The organism is Rhizobium sp. SAFR-030 (genome assembly GCF_059415005.1).
On sequence record NZ_JBPFDO010000003.1, the window covers coordinates 634,467 to 653,405 of the forward strand.

19 protein-coding genes are annotated in these 18,939 nt (G+C 65.6%); 15 read left to right on the forward strand and 4 right to left on the reverse strand.

The features are described from left to right. Positions 1-35 precede the first annotated feature (35 nt). Complete coding sequence (locus ACR65N_RS12525; RefSeq protein ID WP_440457260.1) at positions 36-1,622, forward strand: bifunctional aminoglycoside phosphotransferase/ATP-binding protein; 1,587 nt, start codon at positions 36-38, stop codon at positions 1,620-1,622. Between the two features lie 189 nt (positions 1,623-1,811). Here the strand turns inward: ACR65N_RS12525 and ACR65N_RS12530 are convergent, their stop codons facing one another. Continuing rightward, positions 1,812-1,976 (reverse strand): hypothetical protein, encoded by a 165-nt coding sequence (locus ACR65N_RS12530; RefSeq protein WP_430303608.1) that lies wholly within the window; start codon positions 1,974-1,976, stop codon positions 1,812-1,814. A 292-nt stretch (positions 1,977-2,268) separates the two neighbouring features. Between ACR65N_RS12530 and ACR65N_RS12535 the strand changes: the two genes are divergently transcribed. Beyond that, entirely contained in the window at positions 2,269-2,586 is a 318-nt protein-coding gene (locus ACR65N_RS12535) for a helix-turn-helix domain-containing protein (RefSeq protein WP_440457261.1), read from the forward strand. 363 nt (positions 2,587-2,949) lie between these two features. Next, positions 2,950-3,108 carry a hypothetical protein gene (locus ACR65N_RS12540; protein WP_430303606.1) on the forward strand — a complete coding sequence of 53 codons (159 nt, stop codon included), beginning with the start codon at positions 2,950-2,952 and terminating at the stop codon, positions 3,106-3,108. 16 nt (positions 3,109-3,124) lie between these two features. Here the strand turns inward: ACR65N_RS12540 and ACR65N_RS12545 are convergent, their stop codons facing one another. Beyond that, entirely contained in the window at positions 3,125-4,522 is a 1,398-nt protein-coding gene (locus ACR65N_RS12545) for a sensor histidine kinase (protein ID WP_440457262.1), read from the reverse strand. Further along, positions 4,519-5,196 (reverse strand): response regulator transcription factor, encoded by a 678-nt coding sequence (locus ACR65N_RS12550; protein WP_430303604.1) that lies wholly within the window; start codon positions 5,194-5,196, stop codon positions 4,519-4,521. Before ACR65N_RS12550 ends, ACR65N_RS12545 begins: the two co-directional genes overlap by 4 nt. A gap of 120 nt (positions 5,197-5,316) precedes the next feature. On the opposite strand from ACR65N_RS12550, the gene ACR65N_RS12555 reads away from it, so the two are divergent. From ACR65N_RS12555 to ACR65N_RS12575, 5 genes are all read left to right on the forward strand, one after another. Further along, positions 5,317-6,387 (forward strand): ABC transporter substrate-binding protein, encoded by a 1,071-nt coding sequence (locus ACR65N_RS12555; RefSeq protein WP_430303603.1) that lies wholly within the window; start codon positions 5,317-5,319, stop codon positions 6,385-6,387. 209 nt (positions 6,388-6,596) lie between these two features. Then, positions 6,597-7,541, forward strand: coding sequence for a Bug family tripartite tricarboxylate transporter substrate binding protein (locus ACR65N_RS12560; RefSeq protein WP_430303602.1), 945 nt, complete (start codon positions 6,597-6,599; stop codon positions 7,539-7,541). Beyond that, on the forward strand, positions 7,538-8,029 hold the full coding sequence (locus ACR65N_RS12565; protein ID WP_440457263.1) for a tripartite tricarboxylate transporter TctB family protein: 492 nt from the start codon (positions 7,538-7,540) through the stop codon (positions 8,027-8,029). The genes ACR65N_RS12560 and ACR65N_RS12565 overlap by 4 nt, the downstream gene beginning before the upstream one ends. Positions 8,030-8,040: 11 nt before the next feature. Then, positions 8,041-9,558 (forward strand): tripartite tricarboxylate transporter permease, encoded by a 1,518-nt coding sequence (locus tag ACR65N_RS12570; RefSeq protein ID WP_440457264.1) that lies wholly within the window; start codon positions 8,041-8,043, stop codon positions 9,556-9,558. Between the two features lie 214 nt (positions 9,559-9,772). Further along, entirely contained in the window at positions 9,773-10,759 is a 987-nt protein-coding gene (locus tag ACR65N_RS12575; RefSeq protein WP_430303599.1) for a lysylphosphatidylglycerol synthase transmembrane domain-containing protein, read from the forward strand. On the opposite strand, the gene ACR65N_RS12580 is transcribed toward ACR65N_RS12575, so the two are convergent. After that, entirely contained in the window at positions 10,728-12,005 is a 1,278-nt protein-coding gene (locus ACR65N_RS12580; RefSeq protein WP_440457265.1) for a DUF763 domain-containing protein, read from the reverse strand. The two genes, ACR65N_RS12575 and ACR65N_RS12580, sit on opposite strands and share 32 nt — an antisense overlap. Before the next feature lie 130 nt (positions 12,006-12,135). Between ACR65N_RS12580 and ACR65N_RS12585 the strand changes: the two genes are divergently transcribed. From ACR65N_RS12585 to ACR65N_RS12615, 7 genes are all read left to right on the forward strand, one after another. Beyond that, a complete protein-coding gene (locus ACR65N_RS12585) occupies positions 12,136-12,405 on the forward strand; it encodes a hypothetical protein (RefSeq protein WP_430303597.1) in 270 nt (89 codons plus the stop codon). After that, positions 12,387-13,322 carry a DUF72 domain-containing protein gene (locus ACR65N_RS12590; RefSeq protein WP_440457266.1) on the forward strand — a complete coding sequence of 312 codons (936 nt, stop codon included), beginning with the start codon at positions 12,387-12,389 and terminating at the stop codon, positions 13,320-13,322. Before ACR65N_RS12585 ends, ACR65N_RS12590 begins: the two co-directional genes overlap by 19 nt. Before the next feature lie 120 nt (positions 13,323-13,442). After that, complete coding sequence (locus ACR65N_RS12595; RefSeq protein WP_440457267.1) at positions 13,443-15,329, forward strand: peptidylprolyl isomerase; 1,887 nt, start codon at positions 13,443-13,445, stop codon at positions 15,327-15,329. A gap of 22 nt (positions 15,330-15,351) precedes the next feature. Then, on the forward strand, positions 15,352-16,368 hold the full coding sequence (gene trpD, locus ACR65N_RS12600; protein ID WP_440457268.1) for an anthranilate phosphoribosyltransferase: 1,017 nt from the start codon (positions 15,352-15,354) through the stop codon (positions 16,366-16,368). 5 nt (positions 16,369-16,373) lie between these two features. Continuing rightward, entirely contained in the window at positions 16,374-17,189 is an 816-nt protein-coding gene (gene trpC / locus ACR65N_RS12605) for an indole-3-glycerol phosphate synthase TrpC (RefSeq protein WP_440457269.1), read from the forward strand. Then, positions 17,189-17,680: a cyclic pyranopterin monophosphate synthase MoaC gene (gene moaC, locus ACR65N_RS12610; RefSeq protein WP_440457270.1), complete on the forward strand. Its 492-nt coding sequence runs from the start codon at positions 17,189-17,191 to the stop codon at positions 17,678-17,680. The genes trpC and moaC overlap by 1 nt, the downstream gene beginning before the upstream one ends. Positions 17,681-17,682: 2 nt before the next feature. Continuing rightward, positions 17,683-18,915: a molybdopterin molybdotransferase MoeA gene (locus tag ACR65N_RS12615; protein WP_440457271.1), complete on the forward strand. Its 1,233-nt coding sequence runs from the start codon at positions 17,683-17,685 to the stop codon at positions 18,913-18,915. Positions 18,916-18,939 lie beyond the last annotated feature (24 nt).

The following is an 18,939-nucleotide window of genomic DNA, read 5'->3' on the forward strand; positions in this document are numbered from 1 at the left end:
CGGCAGACGGCGCCAGTGACGATGGAAAGGAAGCTATGGTGGAGACAGAGGATCAACGGCGCACCATCGATCTCCTGAGCAACCCGGCAACCTATGGAATCTGCGGGCCTGTCGAGCGGATTGAAACACACATCTCGGTCATCTTTCTTGCCGGCAACAAGGCCTACAAGATGAAGAAGGCACTGCAACTTCCCTATGTGGATTTTTCGACCGCGGCGATCCGCGCGGAGGCTTGTCGCAAGGAGATCTCCTTGAACAGCGAGACTGCGCCAGGGCTCTATATCGGCTTGCGCCGCATCACGCGCAGCGCCGATGGCGGCCTGGAGCTTGACGGTAGTGGTCCCTTGGTGGAAGCGGTCGTCGAGATGGCGCGCTTTGATCAGGCCCAGCTTTTCGATCGCATGGCCACTGCCGGTAAGATGACGCCCGCGCTGATGACGGAAACGGCCCGCATGATCGCCGGCTACCATGCCACGGCACCGGTGGTATGCACCGGCGGCGGCGCCGATAATATCGCTGCAGTGCTGGCAATCAACACTGCCGGTTTCGCCACCAGCCACGTTTTCGCCTCCGCCGAAGTTGCAAGGTTTGACGAGAGGCTGCGTGGCTTGCTCGGTCGCCATTCCTCCTTGCTCGACCGACGCGCACAGGAGGGCAGGGTCCGCCGCTGCCATGGTGACCTCCATCTTCGCAATATCTGTCTCCTCGATGACCGGCCGTGCCTGTTCGACTGCATCGAGTTCAACGCGCAGATTGCCACCATCGATGTGCTCTATGATCTGGCATTCCTTCTGATGGATCTTTGGCATCGCGGCTTTGCCGACTTCGCCAATCTCATCGCCAACCGCTACCTCGATGAAACCGGCGACGACGAAGGTTTCTGCCTGCTGCCGTTCTTCATGGCGATCCGGGCTGCGGTGCGCGCGCATGTGACGGCGACCCAGGCCGAGGAACCGGGTCAGGACGTCAGCCAACTGTCCGACGAGGCGAAGCGTTATTTTGAACTGGCAAATGCGCTGCTGGATGAAAAGCCGCCACACCTGATCGCAACTGGCGGACTGAGCGGGACGGGGAAATCGACGGTCGCGGACCGCCTCGCACCGAAGCTGGGTGTGGCGCCAGGCGCGCGCCTTGTCGAAAGTGACCGCGTTCGCAAGGCGCTGCATGGAGCGCGAGCAGAAACCCGGCTGCCGGCCGCCGCCTACACTGCGGAGGCGTCGCAGCGCGTCTACAGGGAGATGGCGCGACGCACGCAGCTCATGGTCGGCCAAGGAAGCTCCGTGGTCGCGGACGCCGTCTTCGCCAAGCCCGAGGATCGGGCGCTCATCGAACATGCCAGCGGGAATGCACACTTCCACGGGATCTGGCTCGATGCACCGCGAACGGTCCTCGAGCACCGGATCAAAGCCCGTCGCGGAAGTTCGTCGGATGCCGATGTGACGGTGTTGGCAAAACAGCTGGAAGCAGAGATTGGCGTTGTTTCCTGGCACCGGATCGACGCCTCGATGTCGGCAGACCGGGTCGTCGATACGATCATCGAATGCATATGTGATCCACAGAAGAGAATGGCATTGTCAGAGGACAGCGATCGGACGGACCAAGTGGAGCCAATCGCAGTTTGAGCCACGTCTTTGTTCCATAATCTCTGTTATCTGATCTTCGTTCGGTTGGAGATGGGCTCAAGGATGACGTGCGACTTGGGAAGAACGCACCTACTCGCATGTTACCCTGTGTCTCGTTGCCCCTTGCCTGATGACCAAGCGCCAACAGCCAGCGCGGAACGTGACGGATCGCTTCGCGACCTCAAGCGATCACGGACCCGGCGTCACCGTCGACTGTGTCATCTGGAAATATACCCAGACCGCCGCGAACGCCGCGAGCGTGACGAGACCGATCGCGACCCGGCGCAGCCATGGCGGCGTCTGGCGCGGCGGCTTGACCGGTTTCGGCTTCTGGAACTTGATGACGTTGTTCATTGTCCACCCATGCTGCTCTCCAATGCCTGCCTAGCCGATTTCCGCTGCATCTGCCAGACGGCTGTCGCCGCAGCGTCCCGTCGAGAAGCCGGCAACCCGAGGCATAGACGACCCGCCGCCCGATCCAGTACCCGGACTTGAAGGAACTGCGCCGTTGGCAGGATGGCGTCGCCTGCGCCCCTCGAGCAAAAAGCGAAACGACCGAGCCAAACCGACACGACCGGTCGCCATGCGACCGCTCCTATTCGAGCACATGGTTCATGCTTCGGCGTCAACAAGGAGGATTTCCGTCATGGAAGCAATCTTCACGCGTGGCAACGCCAGCGACGATACTCTTGGCGGGCGCATCTCGCTTGCCCGCGACACCGTTGGCCTGACCATGGAAGAGGTCGCGCGGACAATCGGCGTCGAGGCCGACACGCTGCGCTACTGGGAAAACGACCAGGCCGAACCAGGGGTCAATCGGCTGAGCATGCTCGCCGGCGTCCTGCATGTCAGCCTGTCGTGGATGCTGACCGGCTTTGGCGATGGTCCTGACTGGGCCGGGTTCATCGAGGTGCCGCCACTTGCGCCGCGCCACATCGGCGATCCGATCCCGCCGCGCCACTGACATCGGTGTCACACGGCGCCACCAATAGCTGGTCTCCCAACGGTCGGCGGTCCCTACCCGGTCCCTGCCCTCATCCTCGACTCAATCTGTCCATGATCGGCGCGCACCATTGACCTGCGTGTCGCAAGAGGCGATGTCCGGCGCTGCCTGTCACCGACATTGTTTCATTTCGGTGCAGGTGGCGGAACCGTCCGGGGACAAGGCCGTTGGTCTGGCGACGGCATGACCTGTCCTGGAACAGGAGGCCGGCAGGATCGCGTCACGCGCTTTGCACTGAGCAATCGGCGCCAAGCTTTGCGCAAGCAAGGAGGTCTAGATCTCCCTGCGTGAGCCGGATTGGACGCGGCGAGAAGGGGCTATGACATGAATGACATGGACACGCAGATGGACCTGCAGGACAGCGCGATCGCGCTCTTTTTGGAAGACAACGACGCCGATCAGCTGACCGATATCCTGGTCCAGGCACTCGACGACGCGCTGCGCCTGCTGCAGGAAGACGTCGCCCGCGAAACCCTTCACTGAATTTTACGCCATCCCGTCAGGCGGTATCTGCCGCCGGACGCGGAAACGCGATGCAGACCTTCAGGCCGCGCCCGTTGCGGCCTGTCTCGAGCATGACGCCGCCGCCATGCAGGGCGGCGATCTCCTGGACGATCGGCAGGCCGAGACCAGTCCCCGGCCCTTCGCGGCGACTGCCGCGATCGAACCGCAGCATGACATCGGCGCGCTTTTCCGGCGCAATGCCCGGCCCGTCATCCTCCACCTCGACAACCACCCGGCCCTGCCGTTCGACGACCCGGACCGTGACCTCCGCGCCCTTGCCCGCATAGAGAAAGGCGTTCGACAGGAGGTTCTTCATCAGTTCCGTCAGCAGCAGCGGCTCGCCGCGCACAAGGGCGCTGTCTTCCCCGTCGTAACCGAGATCGATGCCGACTTCGGCAGCCGGCGGCACGTGCTCGGCGGTGACCTCCTGCGCCAGGCGCCCGAGATCGACCGCCTCCATGACCGAGCGGGCGGCCCGCGATGCGGCATCCAGCCGCGACATCAGCAGCAGCTGCGCCAGCACCCGCTCGATATGGGCGACGGCCTGATCGGCGCGTTCTATCGAAAGCGACGCGACCTCCGGCCGGTCGGCGCGAGCCGCCAGCGCCAGCTGGGTACGTACCACGGCAAGCGGCGTGCGCAGCTGATGGCTGGCATTGCCGGTGAAATGGCGCAGCGCGTCCAGCGACGACTGCAGCCGCACCATGAAGGAATTGACCGTCTCGACGAGCCCCTCCACCTCGCTCGGCACGTGTTCGCCGATCGGCTGCAGATCGTCCGGATTGCGCCGGGCGATGGCGCCGCTCAGCCGGTAGAGCGGCCGGAGCGAGAACGACACGGCGATCCAGACGATCGCTGCGGCGCCGAGCATCATCAGCCCCAGGCGCGCGGCGGAATGGATGAGGATCGAGCGCGCCAGCTGGCGGCGGGCGATCGTCGTCTCGGCGACGGTAACCGTGAACGGCACCGACGACACGCCGGTCGAGGCGGATCTGGCAAGCGTTGCGACGCGGATCGGTTCCCCGCGAAACGTGGCGTTGTCGAAGGCGGTGGACTGGCCTTCCCGGCGCGGCAAGGCCGGCAGAGACTGGTAGCCGGTGATGAAGGTGCCGGGCGGACCGTCGACCCTGTAGAAGACCCGATCCTGCGCCGCAGACGTCAGCATCTCCAGCGCGACATAGGGGATGTCCACCTGCAGCGCACCGTTTTCCGCCACCACGACACGTTCGGCGATCGCCAGCGCCGAGCCGGCCAGCACCCGGTCGGAGACGGAATTGGCGGTCTGCTGCGCCTCGCGCCAGGTGTCCAGCAGCGCCAGCGTGCCGAGCACGGCCGTTCCGGCCAGAAGCCAGGCGAGCAGCCGTCCACGCAGAGACCGGGAAACGCTGCTCATGCGTCCACGGCGATGGTATCGAGATAGTAGCCGATGCCGCGCGCCGTCTTCACGGTCAGCCCGTGCGACAGCAGCCGCTTGCGCAGGCGGCTGACATACTGCTCGATGGCATTGGCCGACAGGTCGTCGTCGAAGCCGGTCAGCGAGCCGATGATCGCATCCTTGGCGACCACCTTGCCGGCGCGCAGGAACAGCAGCTCCAGCAGCGCCAACTCGCGCGCCGGAAAGTCGATCGGCCGTCCGCCGGACGAAAAGGTGCGCGAATTGAGGTCGAAGGTCAGCCCGCCGAACTCGACGCGCGACGAGCGCAGGCCGGCCTGGCGGCGCAGGAGAACGCGGATGCGGGCTTCGAGCTCGGAGATGTCGAACGGCTTGGTCAGGTAATCGTCGGCTCCGAGGTCCAGCCCCCTCACCCGTTCCTCCGGCGCGCCGCGTGCGGTCAGGATCATCACCGCCGACTGGTTCTGCCGGGCGCGGATCGAGCGCAGCACGTCGAGCCCGTCCATCTCCGGCAGGTTGAGGTCGAGAATGATGAGGTCGAAGTTCTGCGCGGCGGTCACGGCTTCCGCCGAAAGCCCGTCGGCGACGACATCGACCGCATAGCCGCTGCCACGCAGGATGGCCGACAAGCCGTCGGCAAGCGTGCCGTTGTCCTCGACCAGCAAGATACGCAAGAAAGATCGCCCCCGTTTGCGGCGGAGAATACGGGCGAAACGCCCGGCTGTCATCCGCAATCGCTGGTGTCCAAGGGCTTCCGGCTTGTGCCGCAAGAGGCGGTCGGGCATCATGTGGGCATGACGTTGCGCATCGCCATCCTTTGCCTGTGTGTCGCACTGGCATCCCCTGCCGGTGCGGAGGCGATCGACTATCCGGCCGTCGACGGCGGGCAGCCGGGCCAGCAGCTGCTGGTCTACTCGTCGCTCGACGAACCGCTGGCGCGGCCAATGCTGGATGCCTTCCAGCGCGCCAACCCGACCATTGCGCTTCGTTACGAGGAAATGCTGACCGGCGAGATCTACGACCGGATCGTCAGCGAGACCGATGCCGGCCAGAAAACCGCCGACTTCGCCTTTTCCTCGGCGATGGACCTGCAGGTGAAGCTTGCCAATGACGGCTACGCGCAGCAGAGCCGCCTGCCGCTCAGCGCCAGCTGGCCGGCCTGGGCGAACTGGCGCGATACCGCCTATGCACTGACCTTCGAGCCGGCCGTATTCGTCTACCACAAACCGAGTTTTGCCGATCAGCCGCCGCCGGCCAGCCGCGCCGAGCTTGTACGCTACCTTCAGGAGCAGGGCGATTCGGTGTTTGGCCGGATCGGCACCTACGATATCGAGCGCTCCGGCGTCGGCTTCCTGTTCATGTCGCGCGACCAGGAACAGTTCGGCGACATCTGGTCGGTGGTGCGGGCGATGGGCGCCTCAGGCGTCAAGCTCTACTCGACCAGCCAGGCGATCCTGGAGCGGATCGCCGACGGCCGGTTCCTGCTCGGCTACAACATCCTCGGCTCCTACGCCGCCGACTGGGCGTCCAAGCACAGCGACATCGGCATCGTCCTGCCGAAGGACTACACGGTCGTCATGTCGCGAATCGGACTGGTGCCGCAGGCGGCGCGTTCGCCCGAGCTCGGCCGGCGTTTCCTCGAATTCTTCATGTCCAAGCAAGGCCAGACGATCCTCACCGAGGAGCTGCAGATCCCCGCCGTCAGCCCCGACGTGTCGGTCGGCAACACGGCCGACGCGATGCGCGAAACGCTGGGCGGCCAGCTGAAACCGGTGCCTGTAAGCCCCGGCCTGATGGTGTATCTGGACCAGGTGAAACGGTCGCGGCTGATTGCCCGGTGGAACGAGGTCCTGCGCCTGCAATAGGCTGGCGCGACGCTTCATTATCGGCCAATGTGGATGCGTCAGCTAGATGTCAGCATAATATGGTGGCTTGAGGCTATTCGGGCTCGCGTGGAGGCGCACCGAAGCACATGGGAGAGGCAGGGCCGGCCGCGACAGCGGGCCGGCAAGACAGGTCCCTCCCCTGCAAGACGAACAGACGCGCGTCGAAGACGCCAATGGAGGACAGACCCTTGAAACACGTATTTCTCGCATCGCTGATCTCGGCTGCCATGGCCCTGCCGGCCTTCGCCGCAGACTACACGATCATGGCGCCGGCAAGCCCGGGCGGCGGCTGGGACCAGACCGCCCGCTCGCTGCAGACCGACATGCAGAAGGAAAAGATTGCCGGCCGCGTGCAGGTCGTCAACGTCACCGGCGCCGGCGGCACGATTGGCCTTGCCCAGTTTGCCAGCCAGCAGAAGGGCAACCCGAACGCGCTCATCGTCGGCGGCTACGTCATGGTCGGCGCCATCCTCACCAACAAGTCGCCGGTCTCGCTCAAGGACGTCACGCCGATCGCCCGCCTGACCGGTGAGTACGAAGCCATCGTCGTTCCGGCGTCTTCGGAAATCCAGAACATCGGCCAGCTGGTCGAAGCGCTGAAGAAGGATCCGGGCGCCGTATCCTGGGGCGGCGGTTCGGCAGGCGGCACCGACCACATCGGCGTCGGCCTGATTGCCAAGGCAGCCGGCGTCGATCCGACGAAGATCAACTACATCGCCTATTCGGGCGGCGGCGAAGCCCTTGCAGCCATCCTCGGCAGCCAGGTTACCGCCGGCATTTCCAGCTACGGCGAATTCGAATCGCAGGTGAAGTCGGGCACGCTGCGCCTGCTCGCCGTGTCCAGCGAACAGCGCATCGAAGGCGTCGACGCACCGACGCTCAAGGAATCCGGCCTCGACGTGGTTCTGCAGAACTGGCGCATGGTTGCCGCAGCCCCCGGCCTGACGCCGGAGCAGAAGGCTGCCGTTTCCGCCGATGTCGAGAAGCTGGCCAAGTCTGCCACCTGGCAGGAAACGCTGAAGACCAAGAACTGGCAGGATACCTATCTCGCCGGCCCGGCCTTCGAAGAACAGCTCGCCAAGGACGTCGCCGCGACGGAGACCATCCTGAAGGACATTGGACTGGTTAAATGAACCTCGATCAGCAGCCGAAGGCTGACGCGCGCCGCCCGGATTGGGCGGCGTTTGCGATTGCAGCCATACTTCTCGTCATCGCCGGCGTCATCTTCTGGGACGTCTCGCACCTGCGCTCGATGGGTGGATATTCCGGCATCGGACCGGCAACAATCCCCGACGTGATTGCAGCCGTGCTCGTGGTGCTCGCCATCTGGACCGTTTTCGCCGGCATCCGCCGCGATTTCCCCGTGCGTGAGAAGCAGGAAATCGGCCCGGTTGTCTGGGTCGTGGGCGGACTTGCGGCGCAGATGCTGCTGCTCAACACCGCCGGCTTCTCGATCGCCACGGGCGCGCTGTTTGCCGCGACCGCCGCCGGCTTCGGCCGCCCCAAGCTTTGGATCTCCTTCCCGATCGGCGTCGTCTTCTGTCTGATCGTCTGGCTGATCTTCACCCAGCTCCTCAATCTGTCCCTGCCTGCGGGACCGCTCGAACAGCTGTTCGTCTAGAAAGTCGGATCATGGGCACTTTCGAATTCCTTCTTCAGGGCATCGCTGTCGCAATGCAGCCGATGAACCTGTTCTACGCGCTGATCGGCGTGACGCTCGGCACTGTCGTCGGCGTCCTGCCGGGCATCGGCCCGGCGCTCACCGTCGCCCTTCTGCTGCCGGTCACCTACCAGCTCGACCCGGCGGGCTCGCTGATCATGTTCGCCGGCATCTATTACGGCGGCATGTATGGCGGCTCGACCACGTCGATCCTGCTCAACACGCCGGGCGAAAGCGCGTCGATCGTGACCGCGCTTGAGGGCAACAAGATGGCCCGCGCCGGACGCGGCGGCCCGGCGCTGGCGACCGCTGCCATCGGCTCGTTCGTCGCAGGCCTCATCGCGACGCTGGCGCTCGCCTTCATCGCCCCCTACATCGTCAGGCTGGCGCTGGTGTTCGGCCCGCGCGAATATTTCGCGCTGATGGTGCTTGCCTTCGTCACCGTCTCCTCGGCGTTCGGCGATTCGACGCTGCGCGGCCTGACCGCGCTGTTCATCGGCCTTGCGCTGTCGACGATCGGCATCGACCAGCTGACCGGCCAGGCACGCCTGTCGTTCGGCGTGCCGGACCTGCTCGACGGCATCGAGGTGACGACACTTGCCGTCGCCATGTTCGCCATCGGCGAGACGCTGTTCATCGCCGCACAGGGCAAGACCGGCCCGGAAACCATCGAGGCCATCAAGGGCTCGGTGTGGATGACCAAGGAAGACTGGAAGCGCTCGTGGAAGCCCTGGCTGCGCGGCACGCTGTTCGGCTTCCCGATCGGCGCAATGCCGGCCGGCGGTGCTGAGATCGGCACCTTCCTCTCCTATGCGGCCGAAAAGCGGCTGTCGAAGCATCCGGAAGAGTTCGGCCATGGCGCGATCGAAGGCGTTGCCGGCCCGGAAGCCGCCAACAACGCATCGGCCGCCGGAACGCTGGTGCCGCTGCTGACGCTCGGCCTGCCGACGTCCGCAACCGCCGCCATCATGCTGGCCGGCTTCCAGCAGTTCGGCCTGCAGCCGGGCCCGCTGCTGTTTGCTACCAATCCGCAGCTCGTCTGGGGCCTGATCGCCTCGCTGCTGATCGCCAACGCCATGCTGCTGATCCTCAACCTGCCGCTCGTCGGCCTGTGGGTGAAGCTGCTGGCAATCCCCAAGCCGTGGCTCTATGCCGGCATCCTGCTGTTTGCGACGCTTGGAACGATCGGCGCCAACCCGTCGGTGTTCGAGCTCGGCATGCTGCTGGCCTTCGGTATCCTCGGCTATGTCATGCGCGTCTTCGGCTATCCGATCGCTCCGGTCGTCGTTGGCCTGATCCTCGGGCCGCTCGCCGAACAGCAGCTGCGCCGGGCCCTCGCCATCAGCCAGGGCGATCCGTCGGTGCTGTTCACCTCGCCGATCGCCGCCGGACTGCTGATCCTTGCGGCACTGGCGTTGATCCTGCCGCTGATCATGCGTGCCCGCGGCCGTGGTGCCGTGCTGTCGCAGATGGCCGCCAACGAGGACTGAGCACCGCTCTCGATCGAACGAAACGTCCGCCGGCCTCGCGCCGGCGGACGCCGTTCCGGACGCTGGGGGACCGACGCGGAACCAATTGGGGATCCTGCCGTTGTCGGCGAAAATCCCAGGTGGACGGTGATGACCCCATGACTTTCGCGCTTCAACCCTTGCTCCGAGCGACAATCTGCAACGGGCTTCAGCACTCCCGCACGATGTCCCGTCGATGAGCGGCCGCAAGAAGCTCTTCACCTACGGCACGATGATCTTCGGCTTCGGGCTTGCCGGCTATCTGCTCTATGTCGGGCTCAGCCAGTTCACCTGGAAGGAGATCGTCGATTCGGTCCGGGCGATCCCGGCCTGGAACCTCAGCCTTGCCTTCTTCTACTGCGCGGTCTCCTACATCTGCCTCACCGGCTTCGACTGGGCGGGCGTGCGCTATGTGAAGAACGACCTGCCCTACCCGAAGATCGCGCTTGCCTCGTTCGTCGCGCTGGGACTTGGCCAGAGCATCGGGCTTGCCGGGCTGAGCAGCGGCGCCATCCGCTACCGCTATTATGCCCATTGGGGCATGTCGACGGAGGACGTCGCGAAGATCGTGCTGCTCTCCGGCGTGACGGTCGGCCTCGGGCTCCTGGTGCTGGCCGGGATCGTCATGGTGCTGAACCCGACCGACACGTCGGCGATCCTGCGCATCGGGCCGTCGGCAGTGATGATCATCGGCGTCTGCTGCCTGATCGCGGCGGTCGGCTATGTGGCGCTTGCCGCCTTCCTGCGCACGCCGCTGAAGATCCGCGGCTGGACCTTCCAGATGCCGACTGTGCCGATCGCGATCGCCCAGATCGTCATCGGCACGCTGAACTTCGCCGTCGTCTCGGCCTGCCTGATGGAGTTGATGCAGGCGACCGAGAACGTCAGCTTCCTCAAGGCGGCGACCGCCTTCGTGATGGGCAATATTGCGATCCTGGTGACGCACGCGCCAGGAGGTTTGGGCGTTCTGGAAGTGACGGTGCGCCACGTCATGGGAGACCAGGCCTCGATCGGCGCGCTGGTCGCCTTCCGGGTGATCTACTTCTTCATCCCGTTCTTCATCGCACTGCCGATCTCGCTGATCGGCGAGGCGGTCTTCCGGGCGGCCAAGCGGCGCAAGGCCAACGCTGAGGACAGCCATGGCGGCGCCGTCACTCCGGCCGTGAACCCGTCTTCCGCGTAAGACTTGCCGGCGCCTTCTGCAGGTCTTCCTCCCAGCCGAAGACGCTGCGTCCGGCGAACTCTGCCGAGCGGCGGAACTCGCCGGCAACGTATTCTTTGAGGTCGGGGCCGGTGACGTAGCGCTCCATCATGCGGCTCTGATCGTCCAGCCGCTTCAGCGCCTGCAACTCCTCGTCGCGGCCCAGCCGGCCTTTCGATACCGCCGACTTCATCACCTTGATGGTCTCGTCATAGACCTTCAGCGGCACCGGGAACGGGTGGCGGTCCTTGCCGCCATGCGCCAGAGAATGGCGGGCGGGATCGGAGAAGCGGCATGGCGCGCCGTGAACGACTTCGGCGACCAGCGCCAGGGCTTCGACCGTCCGCGCCCCGACCCCCGGCGTCAGCAGCAGGTCCTGAAAATCCTGCGGCCCGCGATCGGCCGCCGCTGCAAGAGCGCCGTGGAGGCGCCGCATGTTGACATCCTTCTCGCGGACGTCGTGATGATCCGGCATGACCAGGTGCGGCAGCATCGGCTGGGCTGCCGGCAGCGCCGGTATCTGCCGCAGAGCGGCAATCTCCTCAACGATCCGGTCCGGCCCCAAAGTCCCCAGCAGGTCCAGCTGTCCATTGCGCGAAGAGGCGGCGCGATGATCCGCAAGGTTGACGATGTCCCCCTGCCCGCGCCCCTCGATCGCCGCATGCGGCGAATCGAGAAAGCTGGTCATGCCTTCGGACATCCAGTGGTAGCGGCGCGCCTGCCGGCGCTCGCCGTTCATGCCCTGCTGCACCACGACCCAGCGCCCATCATCGGTGATGATGAAGCCGTGCAGGTAGAGATCGAAGCCATCCTGCACGGCGGCACTGTCGACCTTGGCGACGAGCCGGCTGGTGCGCGCCATCGCAGCACCGTCGAAGCCGACACGGTTGCCGATCGCCATCAGCTCGTCCGGCGTCCGGCGTGACTGCTGGCCGCGCCCGCCGCAGACATGGATGCCGAGCTCGCCGGCCATCGGTGTCAGGCCGCGCTTCAGGGCGCCGATGACGCTGGTGGTGATGCCGGACGAGTGCCAGTCCATGCCCATCACCGCGCCGAACGACTGGAACCAGAACGGATGCGCGACGCGCCGCAGGAATTCGTCGCGCCCGTAGTGCTGGACGATCGCCTCGGTGATCAGCGCGCCGAGCCGGGTCATGCGCTGGCCGAGCCATGCGGGAACGCGCCCGCCATGCAGGGGTAGATCGGCGCTGCCGGCTCTCTTCGTCATGTTCTTCTTTCGTTCGTCGAGCCTGCATAGCATCTAATGCGTGGCCGTGCAGTAGCGCCGGGAACTTTTTGCCCCTTCTGCGCGTCAAAACATCGACGACAGAGACGTTCCGACCCCACGAGGAGGCAGCATGCAGACCTACTACCGATACCATGGCGGCGAGCCGGCTCCGGGCGCGCTGGTGATCCGCTTCTACCATTCGGGCGGAGAGATCCGCGGCTACATCCGCAAGGTCGCCGAGCGCGGCGGCGAAGACACGATCTTCCCCGGCGAGGAGATGGAGCCGGACGATGCGTTCCGCATGGCCGACAACAAGAACCGTGATCCCGCCGGTCGACCGATTTTCGTCGAACTCTCGGAGGGTGTCGAGTGGAACCCGGCATGGGGCACGCTGATCTGACCACGGCCGGCGCACTCAGTACCAGCCCGAAGTCCGGGGCAGAGATCCGCATCGGCATCTCCGGCTGGAGCTATGCCGGCTGGCGCGGCGTGTTCTATCCGCCGAAACTGCGGCATGCGGATGAACTCCGCTTCGCCGCAGATAGATTTCCGTCGATCGAGATCAACGGCAGCTTCTACCGCATGCAGACGCCGCAAAGTTTCGGTGACTGGCAGGCCCAAACGCCGGACACGTTCGAGTTCGCCGTCAAGGGACCGAAATTTATCACTCATATGAAGGGGCTGCGCGACGTGGAGGTGCCGCTCGCCAACTTCCTTGCCTCCGGGCCGCTGCGCCTCGGCCGCAAGCTCGGTCCGATGCTGTGGCAGTTTCCGGCGCGGCGAAGTTTCGACGCCGACCTGTTCGAGGCGTTCCTGGCACTGCTGCCGAAGACCCAGAGAGAGGCTGCCGAACTTGGTGCCCGTCACGACCAGCGTCTGCGGGCGCCGGCTTTCCTCGACGTGGAGGAGGACCGGCCGATCCGGCACGCCGTCGAGATCCGCAACGACAGTTTCCGCGACGACAGGTTCATTGCACTCCTGCGGCGCTACAAGGTGGCGCTGGTGGTGGCCGACACCGTGGAGTGGCCGCTGCTCGCCGATCTGACCGCCGACTTCGTCTACTGCCGCCTGCACGGATCGGAGGAACTCTACGCGAGTGGCTATGAGGACGATGCTCTCGATCGGTGGGCCAGGCTGGTCGCCGCCTGGGCTGATGGCGACGACCCGGAGGACGCGCCGCACGTGACGACGCGCCTTCCCCACCGCAAGAGCGGCCGCGACGTCTATCTCTACTTCGACAATGATGCGAAAGTGCGCGCGCCGAAGGATGCGCAGAGCCTCATCGCCAAGCTTTCGGCCGCTCTGCCGCAGGCGTGATAGGCTGGGCGCATTTCTTGGAGGCGCATGCCTTCATTTCCGGCGCAGTTTGTTCTAGAGACAGTCCTTCAAACCCGCCGGAGGCGGCTTTCAGCGCCCTTTGCAAGGTAATGTCGATCGATGCTTGATTCCCTCAGAAACGCCGCCCGCAGCTGGGCTGCGAAACTGCTTCTCCTGCTGCTGGTGGTATCGTTCGCCGTCTGGGGCGTTTCCGCATCGCTCGTCGGCCCCAGCAGTACATCGGTGATGACCGTCGGCGACCAAAAAGTCTCTCCGGAAGAATTCCGCCTCGCCTACCAGCGCCAGCTTGCGGCGATCAGCCGGCAGTTCGGCACGCAGCTGACATCGGAACAGGCGCGCGCCTTCGGCATCGAGCAGCAGGCCTATTCTCAGCTTGCCGCCGGTGCAGCACTCGACCAGCTGTCGCAGAACATGCGGCTCGGCCTGTCGCAGGATCGCCTGGCGAACCTGATCGCAGAAGATCCGGCGTTTCGCGGCAATGACGGCAAGTTCGACCGCCAGCTGTTCAGCGCCCGCCTGCGCAATGCCGGCATCCGCGAAGAGGACTATATCAGCGAACGCAGCAAGGTTGCCGTCCGCAGCCAGATCGTCGATGCCGTTTCGGATGGCTTCCAGCCGCCGAAGGTGATGATCGACGCGCTGAAGCTCTACCGCGACGAAAGCCGCGACCTCGACTACATCCTGCTGTCGAACGCCAATATCGATCCGATCAAGGCACCGACGGAAGACGTGCTGGCGGCCTGGTTCCAGGGCGTCAAGAATCGCTACCGGGCGCCGGAACAGCGCCGCTTCGCCTATGTGACGCTGCAGCCGACGGATGTCGCGGATACGACGACGGTCGGCGAGGAGCAGGTGCGTGCCGAGTACGACCGCCGCAAGGATACCTACCGCACGCCGGAAACCCGCACGATCGAACAGCTCGCCTTCCCCAACAAGGAGATGGCAGATGCGGCGCTCGCCCAGATGAAGGAACGCCAGCTGACCTTCGACCAGCTGGTTGCCGATCAGGGCAAGCAGCCGGCCGACGTCATGCTCGGCGATTTTACAAGGGATCAGCTGCCCGATCCCGCCGTCGCCAACGCCGCTTTCGCGCTCGGCCTGCAGGGTGGCGTCACCCCGGTGGTCGAAGGCGCCTTTGGCCCTGTGGTGCTGCGCGTCACCAATGTGCGGCCGGAGACGACCCGCTCCTTCGACGAGATGAAGGAAGAGATCCGCAAGACCCTGGCGCTGAGTGCCGCTGCACAGGACGTGCAGTCGGTCCACGACCGGTTCGAGGATCTGCGCGGTTCCGGCTCGTCGCTGGAGGAAGCCGCGTCGCAGCTGAAGCTGAAGTCGGTGACCATCACCAGCGACCGCAGCGGCAACGACGACAAGAACACGCCGATTGCCGATCTTCCGAAGGCCGCCAACCTGCTGCCGGAAGTATTCCGCACCGATACCGGCGCCGAGACGCTGCCGGTCAGCCTCGGCAATGACGGCTACGTCTGGTTCGACGTCCGCGAGATCATTCCCGAGCGCGAGCGTCCGCTTGCCGAAGTGCGCGAGAAGGCGACCGCCGACTGGATCGCCGATCAGCAGCGCACGGCGCTTGCCGCCAAGGCGGAAGAGCTGAAGGCGCGGCTGGACAAGGGCGAAACGCTCGCGACGATCGCCGGCGAACTCGGCCTGACGGTCGAGACCAAGACCGGCCTGCACCGCCAGGACAGCGACGCCATCTTCGGACCGGAGACTGTCAAGGTCGCATTCTCGGGGCCGGAGGGCGTCAATGCCGCAGCGCTCGGAGCGGATGGCGAAAGCCGCCTGCTGATGCATGTCAGCAGCGTTGCCCACACGCCGGCCGAGGGGCAGGATGCCGGCGACCAGCAGATCCAGCAGGTGGCCAAGGCTGCCGGTGACGACATGCTGGACCAGATGGTCAGCCAGTTGCAGAAGAGCTACGGCGTGTCGATCAACCAGGCGCTTGCCGACCAGGCCATGGCGCGCTGAGGGCCCACAGGGGGAAGTGCCGATGCCGGACTTGAAACCATTCATCGCCAAGGTGGCGAATGGCGAGCCGCTGAGCCGCGACGAGGCGCGCGACGCGTTCGACATCCTGATGTCCGGCCAGGCGACCCCGTCGCAGATCGGCGGCTTCCTGATGGCGCTGCGGGTGCGCGGTGAGAGCGTCGAGGAAATCGCCGGTGCGGTTGCGACCATGCGGGCCAAGATGGTGCCGGTCGACGCCCCTGCCGGCGTCATGGACATTGTCGGCACCGGCGGCGACGGTCTCGGCACCTACAACATCTCGACGCTTGCAGCGCTGATCGTGGCAGGCGCCGGCGTGCCGGTCGCCAAGCACGGCAACCGCGCGCTCAGCTCCAAATCCGGGACCGCCGATGCGCTGACGGCGCTCGGCGTCAAGCTGGACATATCGCCGGAGCTGATCGGCCGGTGCATCCGCGAGGCCGGCATCGGCTTCATGTTCGCGCAGGTCCACCACGCGGCCATGCGCCACGTCGGACCGAGCCGCGTGGAACTCGGCACACGGACGATCTTCAATCTGCTCGGCCCGCTGTCCAACCCGGCCGGCGCCAGGAAGCAGCTGCTGGGCGTCTTCTCGCCCCGCTGGCTGCAGCCGATCGCCGAGGTGATGCGCGATCTCGGCTCGGAAACCATCTGGGTCGTGCATGGCGACGGGATGGACGAGATCACCACGACCGGCGTCACGCATGTGACGGCGCTCGAGGGCGGCGCGATCCGCAGCTTCGAGCTGACGCCCGAGGATTTCGGCGTCCGGCGCGCGACGATCGACGAGTTGAAGGGTGGCGACGGCGAGGCCAATGCGCGGGCGCTGCGCGGCGTGCTGTCCGGCAACCGCAACGCCTACCGCGACATATCGCTGTGCAATGCCGCAGCCTCGCTGGTGATCGCCGGCAAGGCCGCCGACGTAATGGAGGGCATGGCGCTCGCCTCTGCCGCGCTCGACAGCGGTCAGGCGGCACTGGTGCTCGACAGGCTTGTCGCCGTCTCCAACGAGGCTAAGTGAGAGTGATGACCGACATCCTGAAAAAGATCGAAGCCTACAAGCTGCTGGAAATCGAGGCCGCCAAGGCCAGCGTGCCGCTTGCGGACCTGAAGGCGATGGCGGCCGACCAGACGCCGCCGCGCGGCTTCCTCAAGGCGCTGCAGGCGAAGAAGTCGGAAGGCCGGCTGGGCCTGATTGCCGAGATCAAGAAGGCCAGCCCGTCGAAGGGACTGATCCGCCCCGATTTCGATCCGCCGGCACTGGCAATGGCCTATGAAGCCGGCGGTGCCGCATGTCTTTCCGTGCTCACCGACAGCCCGAGCTTCCAGGGCGCGCCGGAATTCCTGACCGCTTCCCGCACGGCCTGCCACCTTCCGGCACTGCGCAAGGACTTCATGTTCGACACCTATCAGGTGCACGAAGCGCGTGCCTGGGGTGCCGATTGCATTCTGCTGATCATGGCGGCCCTCACTGACGACGATGCGAGACGCCTGGAAGACGAAGCGTTCGGGCTCGGAATGGACGTGCTGATCGAGGTGCACGATGCGGAGGAGACCGAGCGGGCGCTGAAGCTTGCATCTCCGATGATCGGCATCAACAACCGCAACCTGCGGACCTTCGAGCTCAGCCTGGCGACGAGCGAGGCCCTGGCCGGTCTGGTTCCGGCCGACCGCCATCTCGTCGGCGAGAGCGGCATCTTCACGCATGCCGATTGCCAGCGGCTGCAGGCCTGCGGCATCACCTCGTTCCTCGTCGGCGAAAGCCTGATGCGGCAGAACGACGTGGCTGCGGCGACGCGGACGCTGCTGTCGGGAGACACCGCCAGCCAGGCAGCAGAATGATGAGCGACGAACCCCGCCTCACCCATATCGGAGCCTCCGGAGAGGCCCATATGGTCGATGTCGGCGACAAGTCGGAGACGGTTCGCATCGCCACCGCCGAGGGTTTCGTGCGCATGCTGCCGGAAACGCTGTCGCTGATCCTGGCCGGCAATGCCAAAAAGGGCGACGTGATCGGAACGGCACGGCTGGCCGGCATCATGGCGGCCAAGCAGACGGCCAACCTCATTCCGCTCTGCCATCCGCTGATGCTGACCAAGGTGACCGTCGAGATCACCGAGGATCATGCGCTGCCGGGCCTGCGCGTCGAAGCAACGACGAAGCTCACCGGCAAGACCGGCGTCGAGATGGAAGCGCTGACCGCCGTTTCCGTTGCCTGCCTGACGATCTACGACATGGCCAAGGCGGCCGACAAGGGCATGCAGATCGACGGAATCCGCCTCGTCCAGAAGACCGGCGGCAAATCCGGCGACTGGCGCCGCCCGCGGGACTGACGATGAAAAGCACAGATCTCCTGCCCGTCTCGGAAGCCCTTGCCCGTCTGCTCGATGCCGCAAATCCGGTGACGGACCAAGAGGTGGTGCCGCTGCGCCAGGCGGCCGACCGGGTGCTTGCCGAAGACATCGCCGCCCGCCTCACCCAGCCACCCTTTAATTCCTCCGCCATGGATGGCTACGCTCTGCGCACGCAGGACGCGCCTGAGATCGGCGCCGAACTTACGGTGATCGGCCAGGCGGCGGCCGGTCACGCCTTTGCCGGCACGGTCGGGCCCGGCGAAACCGTGCGCATCTTTACCGGTGCGCCGGTGCCGGACGGCGCAGATGCCGTTCTGATCCAGGAAGACGCCGAGGTTTTGGACGGCGGCCGCATCCGCACCCGTTTTACCGTGACCAAGGGGCGCCACATCCGGCCGCGCGGCCAGGATTTTGCCGAGGGCGAGACGGTGCTGTCAGCCGGCACGCGCCTCGACTACGCGCATGTGACGGTCTGCGCAGCGATGAACCATCCAAAGCTTGCCGTCTACCGGAGGCCGCTGGTGGCGGTGCTTGCGACCGGCGACGAACTCGTCGAGGCCGGCCAGGTGCCGCAGGCCGACCAGATCATTGCCTCTAACACATTTGGCATCGCCGCACTGATCGAGGCCGCCGGCGGAAGCGTGCTGGATCTCGGCATCGTCGCCGACCGCGCAGACCTGATCGAGGCGGCAGTCGACCGGGCCGTCGCAGCAAAGGCGGACGTGCTGGTGACGCTCGGTGGCGCCTCCGTCGGCGACCACGATCTGGTCCAGTCCAGCCTCAAGGCAAAGGGTATGGCGCTGGATTTCTGGCGCATCGCCATGCGCCCCGGCAAGCCGCTGATGGTCGGTTCGCTGGGCGCCATGCAGGTGCTCGGCCTGCCCGGCAATCCGGTCGCCAGCCTTGTCTGCGGCACGCTGTTCCTGGAGCCGCTTGTGGCAAGGCTCGGGCATCGGCAGCCGCCGGACCGGATGGCCGAGGCGATCACTGCCACGCCACTTTCGGCCAACGACCATCGCCAGGATTACCTGCGGGCGCGGCTGTCGCGAGACAGCGAAGGACGGTTGGTGGCGCACAGCTTCGGCAAGCAGGATTCGTCGATGATGAAGATCTTCGCTACCTCCGACTGCCTCATCCTGCGTCCGCCGCAGGCGCCGGACCTGCCGGCGGGAGCGCCCTGCCCGATCATCCTGATCCGCCCCTTCGAGGGGTGATCCGTGCCCGGCGCTCGGCCGTAA